Source organism: Aldersonia kunmingensis (genome assembly GCF_001646865.1).
GTDB classification, from domain to species: domain Bacteria; phylum Actinomycetota; class Actinomycetes; order Mycobacteriales; family Mycobacteriaceae; genus Aldersonia; species Aldersonia kunmingensis.
In genome coordinates, this window is record NZ_LRRB01000037.1 from 1 (window position 1) to 2,312 (window position 2,312).

2 protein-coding genes are annotated in these 2,312 nt (G+C 67.7%); both read right to left on the minus strand.

What is annotated here, in order from left to right:
- Positions 1–30: 30 nt before the first annotated feature.
- Positions 31–1,275 carry a sarcosine oxidase subunit beta family protein gene (locus A8G08_RS03180; RefSeq protein ID WP_068270044.1) on the minus strand — a complete coding sequence of 415 codons (1,245 nt, stop codon included), beginning with the start codon at positions 1,273–1,275 and terminating at the stop codon, positions 31–33.
- Positions 1,275–2,312, minus strand: a 1,038-nt coding sequence (glyA, locus tag A8G08_RS03185; RefSeq protein ID WP_068270045.1) for a serine hydroxymethyltransferase, incomplete at its 5' end; no start/stop codon positions are given. The genes A8G08_RS03180 and glyA, both read right to left, overlap by 1 nt.

A 2,312-nucleotide genomic window follows, 5' to 3' on the forward strand; every position in this document is an offset into this window, starting at 1 on the left:
GTGGCTCCTGTATTCCGCGTGACTTCGGTGTCAGTGCGCGACGCCGGCAGCGCCGTGCTCGTCGACCAGCGCGCCGCTGACGAAGCGGTCCAGGCCGAACGGGGCGATGTATTCGTGTAGTGCGTCGTTCGCGATCGTGTCCGCGAGGCACCAGCCGAGGCCTGGAGTGGCTTTGAAACCGCCTGTGCCCCAACCCGCATTGATGAAGAGATTCTCGTAAGGGCTGCGGCTCACGATCGGTGAGGCATCGGGGCAGACATCGACGATGCCGGCCCAGGTGCGCAGCAGGTGAGCGCGAGCGAAGACCGGGAACAGTTCGACCGCGGCCGCCATCTGGCGCTCGATGATGTGGAACGCGCCGCGCTGGCCGTACCCGTTGTACGAGTCCACGCCGGCGCCCATGACGAGTTCGCCCTTGTGCGCCTGCGACACGTACACGTGCACCGCGTTCGACATGACGATCGTCGGATGTACCGGCTCGAGCAGTTCGGACACGAGCGCCTGCAGTGGGTGGCTCTGCAACGGGGTCCGGATACCGAGCATGTCGGTGAGCGTCGAGGTGTGTCCGGCCGCGCACAGCGCGACCTGCCCGGCGGCGATATCGCCGCGGTTCGTGCGAACCCCGGTCACCCGGTCGCCGTCGGTGACGAACCCGGTCACCTGGCAGTTCTGGATGATGTCGATGCCGGCCTCGTCGGCACGGCGCGCGAATCCCCAAGCGACGTAATCGTGTTTGGCGATGCCGGCCCGTGGCTGGTAGGTCGCACCGAGGACGGGGTAGCGGATGTCGCTCGAGGTGTTGACCAACGGGCAGAGTTTCTTGACCTCGTCCGGCTCGACCCACTGCGCGTCGATACCGTTGAGCTTGTTGGCCTCCACGCGTCGCACGCTGTCGCGCACATCCTGGAGGCTGTGGGCGAGATTGAGGACGCCGCGCTGGCTGAACAGGATCGGGTAGTCGAGGTCTTCCTCGAGGCCCTCCCACAGCTTCAGGGAGTGCTCGTAGATCCGGGCGCTCTCATCCCACAGGTAGTTGGACCGGATCAGCGTGGTGTTGCGGGCCATGTTGCCGCCCGCGAGCCAACCCTTCTCCAGTACAGCAACATTCGTGATGCCGTGGTTCTTGGCGAGGTAGTGCGCGGTGGCGAGCCCGTGTCCACCGCCGCCGACGATGACGACGTCGTAGGACTTCTTCGGCTCGGGGTTGCGCCACAGGAAGTCCGGATGGTCCGGAAGGTGAGCGCCGGGGGGTTCGGTCGACACGGACTGCGCCATCAGAGCGTGGCCTCCAGATCGGGGTAGAGCGGGAAACGCTTCGCCAGCGCGCCGACCCGGCCGCGCAACACTTCGAGCGCGTCGTCGTCGGTATCGGGACGCAGCGCGAGGCTGATGATGTCGGCGACCTCGCGGAACGCGTCGAGGTCGAACCCGCGGGTTGCCAGCGCGGGCGTTCCGATGCGGACACCCGAGCTGACCATCGGCGGCCGCGGATCGAACGGCACCGCATTGCGATTCACGGTGATGCCCACCCGGTGCAACCGGTCCTCGGCCTGCTTTCCGTCGAGCTCCGAGTCGCGCAGATCCACGAGCACGAGGTGGACATCGGTGCCGCCGGATACGACGCTGATCCCGGCCGCGCGCGAATCCTCCTGCAGCAGGCGGTCGGCCAGGATCTTCGCGCCATCCAGGGTGCGCTGCTGGCGCTCACGGAACGCGTCCTCGGCGGCGAGCTTGAACGACACGGCCTTTGCGGCGACCACGTGCTCGAGCGGGCCGCCCTGCTGCCCGGGGAACACCGACGAATTGAACTTCTTCGCCAGCGCCTCGTCGTTGGTCAGGATGATGCCGCCGCGCGGACCGCCGAGGGTCTTGTGCGTCGTGGAGGTGACCACGTGCGCGTGCGGCACAGGGGAGGGGTGCAGCCCGGTAGCGACCAGTCCGGCGAAGTGCGCCATGTCGACCATGAGGTACGCGCCGACCTCATCGGCGATGCGCCGGAAGGCGGCGAAGTCGAGCTGGCGGGTGTACGCGGACCAGCCGGCGAGGATCAGCTTCGGCTTGTGCTCGCGGGCGAGTCGCTCGACCTCGTCCATGTCGACGCGGTGGTCGTCCTCGCGCACGTGGTACGCCGCGACGTCGTAGAGCTTGCCGGAGAAGTTGAGCTTCATACCGTGGGTGAGGTGCCCGCCGTGTGCGAGGGCGAGGCCGAGGATCGAGTCGCCCGGGCTCAGCAGCGCGGCCATGGCCGCGGCATTGGCCTGTGCGCCGGAGTGCGGCTGCACGTTGGCGAACTTCGCGCCGAACAGGTCGGT

What these genes read in the sequence shown, in the direction of transcription:
- A8G08_RS03180 (WP_068270044.1), bottom strand. Translation starts at nt 1,275, where the DNA reads ATGGCGCAGTCCGTGTCGACCGAACCCCCCGGCGCTCACCTTCCGGAC.